A 336-nucleotide genomic window follows, 5' to 3' on the forward strand; every position below is an offset into this window, starting at 1 on the left:
GTGGACCATCCGTCAGTACGCCGGGTTCTCCACCGCCGAGGAGTCGAACGCGTTCTATCGGCGTAATCTCGCGGCCGGGCAGAAGGGTCTCTCCGTCGCGTTCGACCTCGCGACGCACCGCGGATACGACTCGGACAACCCGCGTGTGGTCGGCGACGTCGGCATGGCCGGCGTCGCGATCGACTCGATCTACGACACGCGCAAGCTCTTCGAGGGCATCCCACTGGACCAGATGAGCGTCTCGATGACGATGAACGGCTCGGTGCTGCCGGTCATGGCGCTCTACATCGTGGCGGCTGAGGAGCAGGGCGTGAAGCCCGAGCAGCTGTCTGGGAC

The 336-nt window shown here is 65.8% G+C and carries 1 protein-coding gene; it reads left to right on the plus strand.

What is annotated here, in order from left to right:
- Positions 1-336: methylmalonyl-CoA mutase family protein (locus D9V41_RS17080; RefSeq protein ID WP_243697331.1), on the plus strand; the 336-nt coding region annotated here is incomplete at both ends.

This window comes from Aeromicrobium phragmitis (assembly GCF_003674095.1).
Taxonomy (GTDB): domain Bacteria; phylum Actinomycetota; class Actinomycetes; order Propionibacteriales; family Nocardioidaceae; genus Aeromicrobium; species Aeromicrobium phragmitis.